Origin of the sequence: Sphingobacterium populi (assembly GCF_001586775.1) — a bacterium.
Lineage (GTDB): Bacteria > Bacteroidota > Bacteroidia > Sphingobacteriales > Sphingobacteriaceae > Sphingobacterium > Sphingobacterium populi.
The window spans coordinates 277577-292743 of the sequence record NZ_LQXS01000002.1 but is presented as its reverse complement, the minus strand read 5'-3'; the positions used below and the strand labels follow the sequence as shown (position 1 = coordinate 292743).

General features: G+C 40.4%; 12 protein-coding genes. 5 read left to right on the top strand and 7 right to left on the bottom strand.

All coding sequences use genetic code 11. The annotated features are described in order from the left end of the window. From glmS to alaS, 4 genes are all read right to left on the bottom strand, one after another. Window positions 1-1842, bottom strand: a complete 1842-nt coding sequence (glmS, locus tag A0125_RS05555) for a glutamine--fructose-6-phosphate transaminase (isomerizing) (RefSeq protein ID WP_066753389.1) — start codon at window positions 1840-1842, stop codon at window positions 1-3. A 182-nt stretch (window positions 1843-2024) separates the two neighbouring features. After that, window positions 2025-2717: a response regulator transcription factor gene (locus A0125_RS05550; protein ID WP_066754241.1), complete on the bottom strand. Its 693-nt coding sequence runs from the start codon at window positions 2715-2717 to the stop codon at window positions 2025-2027. A 102-nt stretch (window positions 2718-2819) separates the two neighbouring features. Continuing rightward, on the bottom strand, window positions 2820-3929 hold the full coding sequence (locus tag A0125_RS05545) for a TlpA family protein disulfide reductase (protein ID WP_066753387.1): 1110 nt from the start codon (window positions 3927-3929) through the stop codon (window positions 2820-2822). Window position 3930: 1 nt separating this feature from the next. Continuing rightward, window positions 3931-6546 carry an alanine--tRNA ligase gene (gene alaS, locus A0125_RS05540; protein WP_066753384.1) on the bottom strand — a complete coding sequence of 872 codons (2616 nt, stop codon included), beginning with the start codon at window positions 6544-6546 and terminating at the stop codon, window positions 3931-3933. 138 nt (window positions 6547-6684) lie between these two features. Between alaS and A0125_RS05535 the strand changes: the two genes are divergently transcribed. Continuing rightward, window positions 6685-7548, top strand: coding sequence for a universal stress protein (locus tag A0125_RS05535; protein WP_066753381.1), 864 nt, complete (start codon window positions 6685-6687; stop codon window positions 7546-7548). A gap of 37 nt (window positions 7549-7585) precedes the next feature. On the opposite strand, the gene A0125_RS05530 is transcribed toward A0125_RS05535, so the two are convergent. Next, window positions 7586-8440 carry a nucleoside phosphorylase gene (locus tag A0125_RS05530; protein WP_066753377.1) on the bottom strand — a complete coding sequence of 285 codons (855 nt, stop codon included), beginning with the start codon at window positions 8438-8440 and terminating at the stop codon, window positions 7586-7588. Beyond that, the gene (locus A0125_RS05525; RefSeq protein ID WP_066753374.1) at window positions 8437-9054 is read right to left on the bottom strand and encodes an IMPACT family protein; all 618 of its coding nucleotides are present in this window, start codon (window positions 9052-9054) and stop codon (window positions 8437-8439) included. The genes A0125_RS05530 and A0125_RS05525 overlap by 4 nt, the downstream gene beginning before the upstream one ends. A 413-nt stretch (window positions 9055-9467) precedes the next feature. Between A0125_RS05525 and A0125_RS05520 the strand changes: the two genes are divergently transcribed. From A0125_RS05520 to A0125_RS05500, 4 genes are all read left to right on the top strand, one after another. Continuing rightward, the gene (locus A0125_RS05520; RefSeq protein WP_066753371.1) at window positions 9468-10541 is read left to right on the top strand and encodes a poly(ethylene terephthalate) hydrolase family protein; all 1074 of its coding nucleotides are present in this window, start codon (window positions 9468-9470) and stop codon (window positions 10539-10541) included. Between the two features lie 575 nt (window positions 10542-11116). Next, window positions 11117-11560, top strand: coding sequence for a hypothetical protein (locus tag A0125_RS05510; protein ID WP_156472430.1), 444 nt, complete (start codon window positions 11117-11119; stop codon window positions 11558-11560). Further along, a complete protein-coding gene (locus A0125_RS05505; RefSeq protein ID WP_156472429.1) occupies window positions 11479-12318 on the top strand; it encodes a poly(ethylene terephthalate) hydrolase family protein in 840 nt (279 codons plus the stop codon). The genes A0125_RS05510 and A0125_RS05505 overlap by 82 nt, the downstream gene beginning before the upstream one ends. Window positions 12319-12641: 323 nt before the next feature. Further along, window positions 12642-13691 (top strand): poly(ethylene terephthalate) hydrolase family protein, encoded by a 1050-nt coding sequence (locus A0125_RS05500; RefSeq protein ID WP_066753358.1) that lies wholly within the window; start codon window positions 12642-12644, stop codon window positions 13689-13691. A 116-nt stretch (window positions 13692-13807) separates the two neighbouring features. Here the strand turns inward: A0125_RS05500 and A0125_RS05495 are convergent, their stop codons facing one another. After that, on the bottom strand, window positions 13808-14668 hold the full coding sequence (locus A0125_RS05495) for a DMT family transporter (RefSeq protein ID WP_066753355.1): 861 nt from the start codon (window positions 14666-14668) through the stop codon (window positions 13808-13810). Window positions 14669-15167 lie beyond the last annotated feature (499 nt).

The following is a 15167-nucleotide window of genomic DNA, read 5'->3' as shown; positions in this document are numbered from 1 at the left end:
TTATTCGACAGTCACGGATTTGGCTAAGTTACGCGGCTGATCCACATCCAATCCGCGCTCTACTCCAATATAATAGGCCAATAACTGCAACGGAATAGCTGCCAATAATGGCGCAATAATTTCATCGCAGCTAGGCACCACCATAATATCGTCTGCCAATTCTTCTACTCTATTATCTCCCTCACTGACTATCGCAATAATTTTTCCTTTTCGGGCTTTAATTTCCTGTATGTTACTTACGATTTTTTCGTGATAACTATCTTTTGTAGCGACAAAAATGACGGGCAGTGTTTCGTCCACCAAGGCGATAGGTCCATGTTTCATCTCTGCTGCCGGATAGCCTTCAGCGTGAATGTAAGAGATTTCTTTCAGCTTCAAAGCGCCTTCTAGCGCGGTTGGGAAGTTGTATCCACGACCTAAGTACAGCACGTCATTAGCATCGCTGTATTTCTTCGCGATGCGCTGGATCTCTTCTACCTGGTTGTCCAGTATCCATTGCACTTTCTCTGGCACCGCATCCAATTGTTGGATGAAATAGGTGAATTTTTGATCGTCGATCGTACCTTTTAATTTCGCAATTTTCAAGGCAATCAATTGCAACACGGCCAATTGTGCGGTATACGCTTTGGTGCTGGCTACGCCAATCTCTGGACCAGCGTGTGTGTACGAGCCTGCATTAGATATACGTGCGATCGATGATCCGACTACATTCACCAATCCGTAAATTGTTGCCCCTTGTTCTTTGGCATTTTCTAGCGCCACCAAGGTATCTGCGGTTTCGCCACTTTGCGAGATCGCTATAATCACATCTTCACTAGATATTATTGGATTCCGGTATCGGAATTCGGAAGCGTATTCCACTTCTACGTTGATACGACACAATTCTTCGATCACATATTCGGCTACCAGCGCCGAATGCCAACTCGTACCGCAAGCTACAATGATGATTCGGCGCGCCGCCATAATCTTATCAGCGATCGCATCAATACCGCTCAGAGTTATTTGATTCTTGTGCGCGTCCATGCGTCCGCGAAGCGAATCAAAAATCGTTTGAGGTTGTTCAAAAATCTCTTTAAGCATGAAGTGATCGTACCCATTCTTTTCGATAGCAGCTAACTCCATATCCAATTTTTGGACATACGGTGTGATGATTTCGTTACCTAAATTTTTTAGAATGAGTTCATCTGGTTTCACAATGGCTAACTCGTAGTCATTGATATATACTACCTCTTTAGTATAAGCCAACATCGGCGAAGCATCAGAACCTAAGAAATGCTCGTTCTGTCCAATGCCAATCACCAATGGACTGCCTTTGCGCGCAGCAATAATGGTATCAGGATAAGCCTGATCAATCAATAAGATCACGTAGGCACCTGTAACTCGCTTCAATGCGATGCGAATAGCTTCTTCCAGCGAGCACTCATTTTTGATTTGAATATCTTCGATGAAATTCAATAATACTTCCGAGTCGGTATCGCTATGAAAAACGTAACCTTCTTTTAGCAACTCCGTTTTGAGTTGCGCATAATTCTCTATAATACCATTGTGAATCATGGCGATACGACCTGATCGCGACAAATGTGGATGCGCATTACGATCACAAGGCTCGCCGTGTGTAGCCCAACGGGTATGTCCGATACCGGTATGTGCTGCTACGTCGCTAACGCCTACATGAGCTTCAAGTTTTGCTACTTTGCCTTCTTTCTTAAATACGGTGACACCTTTATCTTGCAACAATGCTACGCCCGCACTATCGTAACCGCGATATTCTAATTTTTTTAAACCATCAATCAGAATGGGATAGGCTTGCTTGCCACCTGTATAACCAACTATTCCGCACATATATAAGCTTGTAAAATTTATTATTTTATTCCTAGGACTATTAAAATCCGTTCGAATATATCAATTATCGTAGAAAATCTGTAAGCGCAGTGCTCCTTTTTTGGACAGCCAAAAAAAGTGCGGCGCCTGCTTCTTGAAAAAAGCAGGCGCCGCATGGAATTACTATACCTTACTAAACCGTATTAGTTTAACTCAAATTTATACCCCACTCCCTTCACGGTGGTGACATACAATTCACCAATTTTCTCTCTCAACTTACGAATATGAACATCGATGGTACGATTTGTCACAACTACCGAATCTTCCCAAATCGCTTTCAAAATCTGTTCGCGAGTGAAAACCTTATTGGGTTTGGAAGCTAAAAGATACAACAGCTCAAACTCCTTCTTTGCCAATACAAACTTTTCATCACCTCTAAACACCAGAAAAGAATCTCTATCAATCACGAGATCCATAATTTCTAATTTATCACTCTGCTCATCGCTAGCATCATTGGCATTACGGCGTAGTATAGCGTTGATACGGCTAATCAATGCACGAGGTTTGATCGGCTTGGCAATGTAATCATCTGCGCCAACGTGGAAGCCTGCAATCTCTGAATATTCTTCACTGCGGGCTGTCAGAAATATGACAAAGGTGTTTTTGAACTCAGGCATTGATCGCATCAGCCTACAGGCCTCAATTCCGTCCATTTCTGGCATCATCACATCCAAAATAATTAAATCTGGATTGATTTCTTTAGCCACACGAATGGCTTCCTTGCCATTATTGGCGGTAGATACCTGAAAGCCTTCTCTGCTCAGATTGTAAGATATGATGTCTACAATATCTTGCTCATCATCTACAACCAAAATTTTTGGTTTGGAATTGCTCATACTCATTTTTTCTACTAAAGTATGTAGTTAATGGTAAGATAAAGTTACACAAATGTTATGATATTGTTAACCCGAGCAAGATATAATAACATCCGGTCAATATTAATTTAAGGTTTTCTTAAGAAAATCTTCAAGTGCTTTGCCTCGGAGGTTTTTAGCGATAATATTGCCTGAGGGATCTAACAGGTAAGATGTTGGAATGGCGCGAATACGGTAATCGATAATCAAAGGTGAGCTCCATGCTTTGAGATCTGAAATATTCGTCCACGTCAATCCATCATCCTTCATCGCTCGCATCCACGATCCAGGATTATCATCCAAAGATACGCCAAGCACTTCAAAACCGTGATCTTTGAATGCCGCGTATTGTTTTACGATGTTCGGATTCTCTTCGCGACATGGCAAACACCACGAAGCCCAAAAATCTACCAAGGTGTACTTACCTTTGAAATCGGTCAGCTTTACCAGTTTATTTTGCGTCGTGTAAGCCTCAAAATAGGGTGCGGGCTGGCCGATGGCCAGTGCGCGCAATTTATCAACTTCGGCTTTGAATTCAGTGACATATCTATTGTCGGTGAACTGATCTTTGATTTGATCGCCATAGGCAATCAGTTCTACCTCTGCGATTTCGGGTTCTAAAGTGCTCATGGCGTAGAATCCAGCGAGATTGGGTTGCTCATTCGCAAATGCAACAGCTTGCTGTATATAACGCTTCATGTGCGGCTCAAAACGTTGTAGCATCTCACTGCGCAAATTTTGAATTTGTTCGGAAGATTTGTCCACGGTGGCCGCTGTAAACACTTTTTGTAAAGAATCCTGTACAAATTCTATCCTATTTTTTGCTGGGGCGAATGATTTCAGTATTTCAGATAGCTCAGAGCCCGATAACTGATACTGCTCTGGCTGTTGCAGGTCGGTGTCAAACTTCACCGGCTGGCCGGGTTCCAGAATTATCGGATACCGATTTTTGCCAACAACGACGGTCAGTAAGCGAGGTTGTGTGCTTCCTCGCTCAAATCGAAAACGATTGCCATCGGCAATAAACACGGAATCCAACTTACGCTCTCCTTCAAAGAAGGATACGACTTTAATGTTTCCTGGGTTATTTATTGTACCCGATATGGTAATATTCTCCTTAGAATCGCAGCCCTGCAACCCTGCCAAGGACAACGCTACGATACCTAACTGATACCAGATTTTGAGTAATTTCATATTAGATTACAAATTCACGAGCACGCTCCAATGCGCGATCAATTCCACTTACATCTTTACCACCTGCTGTGGCGAAAAACGGCTGACCGCCACCACCACCTTGCACTTCTTTGGCCAATTCGCGAATAATAGCACCAGCATTCCATCCTTTAGCCTTCGCCAGCTCATCAGCAATCATGACTAGCAAGAATGGTTTATCGTCGATCACGGTTGCTAAAACTAAAAACAGATTGGGCACAGCATCACGAAGTGCGTATGCTAATCCTTTGACGGCTTCAGCATGAGGAATAGCTACTCGAGCTGCCAAATATTGTACATCGCCGATCGGAGTTACTTGATCTAATAGCGTGGTTTTTAGCGCTAGAGAGCGATCGGTAATTGCTTGTTGTACTTCTTTCTTCAGTGCGCTATTCTCGTCGAGGATCTTCTCCAAGGATTGCACAAAGTCTTTTGGGTTATGCAGCAATTCTTTCATGCTACTTACCATCTCAAACTGCTCACGAATCAAGCCAGCTGATCGACGGCCCGTTACCGCTTCGATACGGCGTACACCAGCTGCTACAGCAGATTCACTCACAATCTTGAAGAAGCCGATTTTGCCTGTAGCCGACACATGCGTACCGCCACACAATTCTTTTGAGAAATCATCATCAAAAGTGATCACACGTACGTAATCGCCATATTTCTCTCCGAATAAGGCTGTCACGCCAGATGCAATAGCTTCTTGATATGGCGTATTGCGCTCTTCTTTCAGCGCGATGTTTGCACGTATTTTGGCATTGACAATATCTTCAACTTGTTTTATTTCTTCGTCTGTCACTTTCGAGAAATGCATTATATCGAACCGGAGTACATCTGGCGATACCAACGAACCTTTTTGCTGCACATGCGTGCCCAATACTTCGCGTAGCGCAGCGTGCAATAAATGCGTTGCAGAGTGATTAGCTTCAGAATCAGTGCGCTTTTCAGCATCTACCGTTGCAACAAAATCTCCTTCTAATGAAGCAGGAAGTTGGTCGACAAAGTGTACGATTAGCGCATTTTCCTTTTTGGTCGATACAATATTTATTTTTTCCTGTGTAACGGTGTTGACCAAAGTACCCACGTCGCCCACTTGGCCGCCACCTTCGGGATAGAAAGGCGTCACGTCCAAAATTAATTGGTATTGATCTTTGCCTTTGGCTGTTACTTTACGATATTTCACGATCTGAGCTTGTGCAGATAATGTATCATAACCCACGAATTCGGTTTGTACATCGTCTTGCAATACGGTCCAATCCGATAAATCCAATATGGTTGCCGCCCTCGACCGTTCTTTCTGTTTGTTTAGCGCCGCTTGAAAACCTGCCATATCTACCGTCAGGTTTTTCTCGCGAGCTAACAGTTCGGTCAGATCGATTGGAAAACCGTAGGTATCAAATAGCTCAAACGCAAATTCACCATCGATTTGCTTGGCAGTATCATCATAACTCTCAAACCGTTGTATCCCTGTAGTCAGCGTTCGTAAGAAAGACAACTCCTCTTCGAGCACTACTTTTTGTACAAAATCTACCTGATCACTAAGCACAGCGAAAACACCTTTGAACTGTTGCGATAATATCGGCACTAATTCGTTCAAAAATGGCTCTTTGAAACCTAGAAATGTATACGCATACCGTACGGCACGACGCAAAATACGACGGATAACGTACCCAGCTTTATTATTAGATGGCAATTGCCCATCTGCAATGGTAAAACTGACGGCACGTACGTGATCGGCCAATACGCGCATGGCAATATCTGTTTGCTCATTTTGCCCGTACGGAATTCCAGATCGTTGAGAAGTAAATGAGATTAAAGGTTGAAATACGTCGGTATCATAGTTAGATACTTTTCCTTGAATCGCGCGTACCAAACGCTCAAATCCCATACCGGTATCTACGTGTTGTGCCGGTAATGATTCCAATGCGCCAGATTTCAAACGATTATATTGCATGAATACAAGATTCCATATTTCGATCACTTGCGGATCATCCTGATTGACAAGATCAGCACCTGAAACCGCTGCACGCTCAGCATCGGGACGCATATCATAATGAATCTCTGAACATGGACCACATGGACCAGTATCGCCCATTTCCCAGAAATTGTCCTTCTTATTTCCTAAGAGAATGCGATCTTCCGCGATGAATGCTTTCCAAAAATCGTATGCTTCCATATCCTTGGCTAGGCCGTCGCCTTCGTCACCTTCAAAAATGGTGACATAAAGACGGTCTACATCCAGTTTATACACTTCAGTCAATAATTCCCAAGCCCAAGCAATTGCTTCTTTCTTGAAATAATCGCCAAAAGACCAGTTGCCCAGCATTTCGAATAAGGTATGATGGTAAGTATCAATCCCCACTTCTTCCAAGTCATTGTGCTTGCCCGAAACGCGCAAGCAGCGCTGACTATCAGTCGCACGAGAATAGCTGGCCACGCGCTCTCCTAAAAACAATTCCTTGAACTGATTCATACCTGCATTGGTAAACATCAGTGTGGGATCATTTTTGACGACGACAGGTGCCGATGGTACAATTTGGTGTCCTTTTTGATTAAAAAAGTGCAAGAATGCTTCGCGAATTTCTCTACTAGTCATTAAAAATGTGCCTAAAAATTTGAATCGCAAATTTACTTAAATTTGCCGAGGAAATGATGCTCAAAGGGCAGGTTTCGAACAACAAATCAAATATATTCCCTATATTTAAAAAACAAAGACACGACTATAAGCTATACTATGCGAAATACAATTCTGGCGCCGACAGATTTTTCACCCAACTCACGTAACGCCATACACTACGCTTGCCAACTTGCTAAACTCAAGGGATATGATGTTCATTTGCTGCACTTTTACACCAGTAATACAGCAAATTTTACTGATGAATCAAATCAAGATGAACTACCGGAGGATAGCCACATACTGAAGGCAGATGTGATGATGCAGGAGTTGAAAACAGAGCTGGCAAACGCTTATCCAGAAATTGTCATTACGGCTGTATGCGAAAGGGGATTAATTGATGAAAAATTGCCGCAAGAAGCCGCTGAGCAGCGTTATGTATTGATTGTAATGGGCGCTACTGGAGCATCAGCGCGAAAATCGATCTATTACGGTAGCACAACAGTCGCCATTACAGCGCAATCACCAATTCCGGTCGTAGCCGTACCCGAAGGCTATACGTCCTTTTCTTTTCAACACATTAGCTTACTTACCAAATTCAAAACTGAAGAACTGGAAACCCTGCGCGCCTTTATTGCGATTATCGGCGAACCTAAAAAGCTTTCGCTGACGCATGTATATCGGGAAGAAAGTGACGTTGATGCGATGCAAGAGCACCTGGAATCTTGGGCTTTCAACATCAGGGAAATGGACATCATCAAACAAGTGGATATTGATTGTGCGCCTATTGCTAAGAATGACGTCAATCTGGATACAGTGCCCGAAGTGGTGAACAGCTTAATTGAGAAGGGAAATCCTGACATCATCCTTGTCACCAAAACACGAAAATCTTTCTTCGAAAGACTATTCAGAAGCTCTGTCTCGAAAGCAATCGCATTAGAATTGCGCAAACCAACATTTTTTGATCGCATTGACGAAGCTTAAGTACTTCTGCCATGCAGACAACAGTCACTTAAAATGGTTAAAAACGATCTAATACCAATCGTATTGCCCGTTCAATAACATCTTGTGGCTGCGTACTAAATGTCGTATTTACGCGACTTGCCAATATTGCATTGATAGAGATAGCTCGATGCCCAAACATATTAGATAAGGCATAGATTCCCGCGGTTTCCATTTCCAGATTTGTAATGTGCCGACCTACCAAATCCAGACTGGCAGCAAGCTCGATAAACTGAGGAACTGTCGTTTGGGTACGCACCTTTCGACCTTGAGGGCCATAAAATCCTGGAGCTGTCACCGTCACTCCTTTATAAAGATCGTAAGCATATTTTTCTATAAGAGCTGTATGGGCTTTGCCTACATAGGGTTTCATCCCCATATCTGCGAATGCTTGAGCCATTATTTTCTGAATTTCCACTTCCTCCTCGGTATACTGCTTCTTATAAAACTGCATTAATGAATCGAACCCAACCGCAAACTCACTAACAATAATCTGATCCACTGGAATATCGCTACGCACCGAACCGCTCGTACCAATTCGAATTATATCAACATACTTGATTTCTGGCTTCAGCATCTTGGTTTGTAAATCAACATTGAACAATGCGTCGATCTCGTTAATGACGATATCGATATTATCGGTACCAATACCAGTTGATACGACCGATATGCGTTTGCCCCTCAAGTACCCCGTATGAGTGATAAACTCACGCTTACCTTTTTTAATTTCAATCTCATCAAAATACTTCGAAACCAAGGGAACGCGTTCCTGATCGCCTACAAAAATAATGGTATCAGCAATATCTTCTGGGAGAAGATTAAGATGGTAAACGCTGCCATCTTGGTTCAGTATTAACTCAGAATCATAAATCATATCGTCTTTAGATAACGTAGGCTAGTCTGCTCAACCTTCTCCAATCGGCCAACAATGGCATTGACTTGTATTTTGCGGATCGAAATACGCACGAGGCAGTCATTGTCGAATTCTTGTTGTAGTAGGCTAATATTCTCTTCCTTAATGATACGCATAATGTCATTCATTTGCAAGTACGGAAATCTCACTTCGTAAACATCATTAATTGTTTTCTCGATAATTGGCACCGATTCTAATGCGATTTGCGCAGCATTTTTATACGCATTGATAAGACCAGGCACACCGAGTAACGTACCACCAAAATAACGCACAACCACTACGAGGATATTGGTTAAATCCAATGATAGTAACACATTTAAAATCGGTCTTCCAGCGGTGCCAGATGGCTCACCATCATCGTTAATGCGAAATACGGATCGATCTGGTGTGAGCCGATATCCGTAACAATAATGCCGCGCTTTGGGGTGCAAAAGCTTCAGCGCAGCGATCAGTTCTTTCAACTGGGATTCATCTTCAAATGGGTACGCAGACGCAATAAATTTACTACCCCTATCACTGAAAACACCTTCACCAGCACTACTTATCGTTCGATATGAATCTTCAAATAAACTCAATATATTTTTCTTTAATACAACAAAAGGATTGTGGACTAGCACACGCAGCCTAACTGCAGGTATGCATGGTCGCTAGCTACAAATATCATCATTACAACTAAGAATCATGGTTTAATATTCAAAGACCACACCGAAAAAATCAGTTCTTCCTGCTTTTCGTACCGCTAAAACTATCGTCAAAATAATTGCACCCTTAGCATTTACTGCATAGATAAAGATTAACTATTAAACTACTCTGTTACAACGAAAAATAATTATTCACGCAAACACGATAATAACTGACTTGCTAAAGCGTTTTTTGTAAAAAAATATTCTTTTTACGAAAAAAATAAAAAATATATAAAAATAGCTGCGTACAATTGTTTAATATAAAATTCTTAATTATGTAAATTTTTAATCTAAACTAAATTATTATGAAAAAATTATGTCTTTTATTGCTTACAGTATTTCTCTTTTCCTGTTCAAAGAACGACGAGATTTTACGGGTTGAATCTCAAGATGAGGCAGATGCTGCGACTCTCCTTTTTAACGCAACAGGTTCAGCTAACAAGAAGTACGGGAAAGCAGGACCGTACAAAGTGTCTACAAATGCCGTACAAGGAGATTGCCGCCAACTACTAGGGATAGCACAACGTATTCTTGGTAAATTCAAACTTATAAATCCGGAAATACGATGCAGTTCGTCATTTCCCTATGGATTTGAACAGCGATTATTGACCGAGGTATCCTATCCTACGAATATTAGCTCGTTGGAAAAACTTCCAGTAATCAGCTTTGTAGGAGGATTATTATCCAATCACGGTAATTACGATGCATTAGTCAAATTGTGGGTTAGCTATGGATTCGTTGTGGTAAATAGCAATAATTTTGGGAACTTCTCACCGTCGGTACATTTGCATGGCCTTCATGAAATTGTACGCTTAAACAACGACCCTGCATCTCCGCTCTATAACAAGGTAGATTTTTCCAGAACATTACTTTCCGGACATTCGGCCGGTGGATCGGGCGCCATGGAGATATCGAAATTACCCGACGGCGCACTTAGTGAAATTCATGCCGACCTGAAATTAATAGGTTCATTCCCTTTAGAAGCTAGCTTCGCGGCAAGTGGAGTTGGCGTCAATGTACCCACATTAATACTGACTGGATCTCTTGACATCGCAGTGCCGCCATACAGCTTTCCACTTACCAATCAGTTTTATCGAATTACTAATGCGCCAGCTTGGTATGCCTGCGCCAGTAAAGCGGATCACGGAAGTCCGATCCTAGAACTGAAAAGAAATGAGTTTGCTGGCATTAGCGTTGCGTTTATACTTTACAAGGCTAAAAATGATGCTGCGGCTGCGAAGTATTTTGTAGGTTCGAAATATGAACTTACTAAAGATAGCCAATTTGTACAAGACAAAAGCTTAGCTCAGAAAGCTATACTATTAACAAAAAGACAAAATATTGCTGTCCAACGGAATGCGCTAGCAAGCAGACTTTAAAAATCCACGAAGTATTAGTAATGAACAAACCTTCTTCCAAAGACAAAAAAATACGTTGACTTGGAAGAAGGTTTTTATTACAAAGAAATTTCTGCTCCAGACCACATCACGCGAGGACATCCATAATAAAAAACATCAGATAAAGATTTACGACACATTGAACCTTATCTGATATTAATAGATTCTTTTCTAACACAGGTGACTTGCACCATCATTATCTGTAGCATTAAAGATTTATGCTTATTTGATAAATCATGCTTTCAGCAAAGTCAGAAAGACCAATGCCAACGAACAATAACATACCCTAAAGCCTATATCTTTAAAAATATTATTCATCATAACGATAAAATATCACCTCCATCTTACACACCTTATTATAACTTCAGTAAAAAATAACAGCTTTTTAAGAAAATAATTATTACAATTGAGAATTTTAAATATGTAAAAATACATGTTTCAGATGGTTTTGATTGCTTTAGTTATATTTTTAATTTATTATTTTATTTATTTTAATAAAATTGATTATCATTATAACAATCAACAGAATGTAAACCTTTATAGCAAAACTTACCACCATGAAAAAATTATGTGTTTTATTCGCATTCCTACTTCTTTTTTCTTGTTCGAAGAATGAAGAAATTCTGAAAGTGGAGACCAGTGAATCTCCCCAAGCTCAGATCCCTCCTGGATTAAGAGTAATATTTCAAAATCTTGTGAACGATACTCGAGCAAATCAGTCACTTAGCAACGCCATTCTTTCTGGTATTTTTAAAAATGATCCTGCCTTTGGTATAGCAAATAATGAGTACAATAGACCAGGTCCTCATCGTGTATCGACGATCAATGTGGAAAGGAATATGTGCAGCGGCCTGGGTGCAATACAAAACTTTTTAGGCTACCTTGGCATTGTAGATCCTGGTGTACAATGTAATAATGCATTTCCATACGCTACGCCGACAGGAGAATCACGGAAATATTTTATCCTTCCGATATTCAATCGCTTGAAAATGTACCAGTAATTAGCTTCGTAGGCGGCCTCCTTTCTAATGCAGCCAACTATGATGCATTGATCAATCTTTGGACGAGCTATGGATTCATTGTAGTGAATAGCAATAATTTTATAAATTTTAGCCCAACGCTACACTTTACTGGGATACAGCAACTTGTTGCCGAAAATAACGATCCTAGCTCCCCGCTATACAACAAAGCTGATTTATCCAAAATCTTGGTATCAGGTCATTCTGCCGGAGGAGGTGGAGCCTTATTAATCTCATCTTCGCTCGTGAGACCGTTTTTAAGAGCTGTTGATCCAAATATTAACATAGCCGGCTCTTTCCCGATGCAAGCTAGCTTTAATGCTACAGGCCTGACCGTTGATGCGCCTACACTAATCTTAACTGGCCAAAATGATCTAACAGTTATCCCATACCTGCAAGGGCTTTTAACACAATACAATCTTATTTCCCGAAGTCCAGCATGGTATATCTGCACAAGGAATTCGACACATCTTACTCCAACTGTAGAACTTGCACGCAACGACTACGCTGGCATTACAGTGGCATTTATACGTTTCTTAGGACAAAACAATCGTGACGCAGCAAGATATTTCGTAGGCACACCATATAGAGCAACGCAAGACCCAGCATTCATTCAAGCAAGCACGTCCATTATTCCAACTCCTACTCATCCTATAAGAGTTCAGCGAAATAACCCAGCAAATTTGTTACCTACACCAGCAACAACAGAAACAACAGCCACATCTATACCATTTGAATAGTAAGCTAGTAGGCGTTTAATCTTTTTTGTATCGAATAATGTACCATCCCCTTTAATGTCAACTATGAATAAGTTGGGCATTAAAGTGGATGGTACATTGTGTTTAAAAAAGCTATATCAAAAATCAATAGAAAACACGATATGGCTTAACCACAACAAAATACTTTGTTACAATCAGAATATGTATAAAACAGAAATTCACGAATGAGATATAATTAAACGAATTAACTTAAAAATAATAATAAAAAATAAAAAAAATATCATAAGATTGATTTCAATTAACACGTATAATGAGTTTTTTATCATTTAATTAAAATCACTATTATGAGAATCTTAAGCATCTTATTAATGACATTGATTCTTTTTTCGTGCTCGAAAAAAGGCGATCTACCACCGGTTCAGATTACTGAAGATGATGCTAACGCATCGTTATTATTCAATGCCACTGGCGACGCAAATAATGAATATGGAAAAATGGGGCCGTACACAGTATCTACTAATGCCGTTAGAGGTGATTGTTTACAATTAGTCGGAGTAGCCACTAAAGTACTGGGCACCATAAGGATATTAGATCCCGGCATACGTTGTAGCTCATCATTTCCTTATGGATTCGACAGCCAGTTTTCCACAGAAGTTTTTTACCCTGCAAATATTAAATCACTTGACAAGCTACCTGTCATAAATTTTGTAGGTGGTATCCTATCAGATCAAGGACATTACACCACACTAGCAAGTTTATGGGCTAGCTACGGCTTTATAGTAGTAAACTCTGGAAACTTCATAAACACGGTGCCTACAATGCACATTTTTGGAGCTAAAGAAGTGTCGAATTTGAACAATGATCCGTCTTCAGATTTATACAACAAAGTAGATTTGTCAAAAATGATAATAGCAGGACACTCTGCTGGCGGAGGAGCTACATTATTAACATCGAGCTTGAGTCAGACAGCGCTGAACTTAATCGATCCTCATATACGCATCATTGCCTCACTTCCAATCCAGCCAGGCCCATTAGCTTTGGGCTCCACCGCTAAAGCCCCTACTTTTTTACTGACTGGTTTACTAGATCTTGTCGTACCTGCTTGGGGATGGCCACAATTGCAAGGAAACTTTATTAGATCTGTGCCAGCTTGGACTGCTACCGCAACAACTGCAACACATTTGAGTCCTACAGAACCATTAGGTAAAAACGAATATGCCGGCATATCCGTAGCATGGATGCTATACAATGGCAAGAATGACAAAGACGCAGCAAATTACTTCATTGGCAAGGACTTCAGACTATCGTCAGATGAGCAATTTGTTCAGGGAGGCTCCACACCTAGGCTTGTACCATTGAGAGTTCAACGGAATAGTTTGGCGGAAAGGTTGTAGAACGCTATTTTGAATAAGGTTTCAATCATTAAACGAAGCCACACTATCGAATCTTTTCCCGTCATCATATTCAGTATTATCATGTTATCTTGACGGGAATTGATTTTCGCTTAGTATTACAAATAAGAAATCATCAGTACCGAAACGATGGCTAGAGCAATCCCTATCATATTCATCTTCGAAAGCTTTTCATTAAATAGCCACACGCCTACTATTGCACCCAATGCGATCACGCCAATATTCATCCCGGTAAACACAACAGATGGGCTATCGGCAAGAGTTTGATGTGCTTTCATATAAAATAAGATATTACCAAAATTGAGCACACCCAAGATTAACCCAAAGAAAAGTGCGCTTTTCGATATCCTACGGTTATGCATAGCGCGATCATAAGTGAGCTTACAAAAAGCAAACAGCATAGCGCCACAAAATATGAAAAACATAGAGGTAGTGTAAGGCACGCTGCGCTCTAGCGCCACCATCTTAAATAAGATATCAATAGCTCCATAACCCACAAATACAAGCAGTGGAAATAATAGATAATGTGATTGACCACGCGACTGCTGCCCCTTTCTCCAACCTATTAATGCAATTACAGCCAAGAATCCGACGACAATTCCTGCTAAACGAATAAAACTAAACTCTTCGTGAAACAACCAAGCCGCAGCAAGAATGGATATCACGAGCGATAGCCGCTGTGCCACCTCGGTACGTATCAAACCTGCATGACGTAAAGATTGTGATAAAATCATAAACAATGTAGGCAACAATATCGCGACAGCTACGTAGATAGCCCAAGGAAGAGACGATAGCTGGATACCGGAAAAGCTAGGTTGAAAAATGAAATAGGTAAGACATACCGCTGCTGGATAATTCCAAACGATCATTTGCCAAATATCCAAGCCATTCTGACGTGCGTACTTTAGTAAGACGGCAACCGAAACAGAACATAGAACGCTAAATAATACAAAATGCATGATTTCGCAAAGCTAAAAAACAAATTCCAAACTCTGAACAACCATATTTCTGGTCAAAACAACAAAAATATATCACAGTAAAAAAGAATATTTAGACGCTTAAAAAACGCATTTTTAACCATCATTTTTTTAACAAAAAATAAGGCTAATTATTACATTAAAAAATCATACAAAAAAAACATAAAAAAACACCTTAAACTAATTTAAACAAATCTTAAGATAAGTAATCACGTAAATTCAATGACTAAATTCCGTCAAAAAAAGACCTATTTTAAGCGATTTTTAAAGCAAAAAAACAGCACAATTTATCATTGATATTACAACACTTTCAAACAAAAAAGTCAAATAATTTTGCAATTATCAATTTTTGAACTACTTTTGAAAACAGAACGAGACGAATGAACAGATTTTATACACAACCGTATTTTAGCTTCTTTTATTATCACGAATAATAACAGGGATACTATTGTGTACATACTATAAAAAGTAAACAGAGGTC